Origin of the sequence: Paraburkholderia sp. EG304 (assembly GCF_046543485.1) — a bacterium.
Lineage (GTDB): Bacteria > Pseudomonadota > Gammaproteobacteria > Burkholderiales > Burkholderiaceae > Paraburkholderia > Paraburkholderia youngii.
Genome location: NZ_JBKGUA010000439.1, coordinates 1 through 258, shown reverse-complemented (window position 1 = coordinate 258; position 258 = coordinate 1). Strand labels below are relative to the sequence as shown.

1 pseudogene is annotated in these 258 nt (G+C 63.2%); it reads left to right on the top strand.

The window, feature by feature from the left end:
- Positions 1-258: pseudogene (locus ACLFKU_RS44640) on the top strand (hemagglutinin); the annotation flags it as partial.

Sequence of the window (258 nt, the reverse complement as noted above, 5' to 3'; positions counted from 1 at the left end):
CGAAGTACTTCCACGCGAATTCGACGGGTACGGATTCGTCGGCGACGGCTCAGGACGCGGTGGCGATCGGTGTGGGCACGGTGTCGGCAGGCGACTACGCCACGGCGGCTGGTCCTTACGCTAAGGCGTCTGAATTCGGTGCCACGGCGCTTGGTAATGTGGCTAAAGCGCTTGGATCCAAGTCCACGGCGATTGGTTTTAACACGAATGCGACAGGCGCCGCCGCCGTGGCGCTTGGTGATACGGCAGGCGCGACAG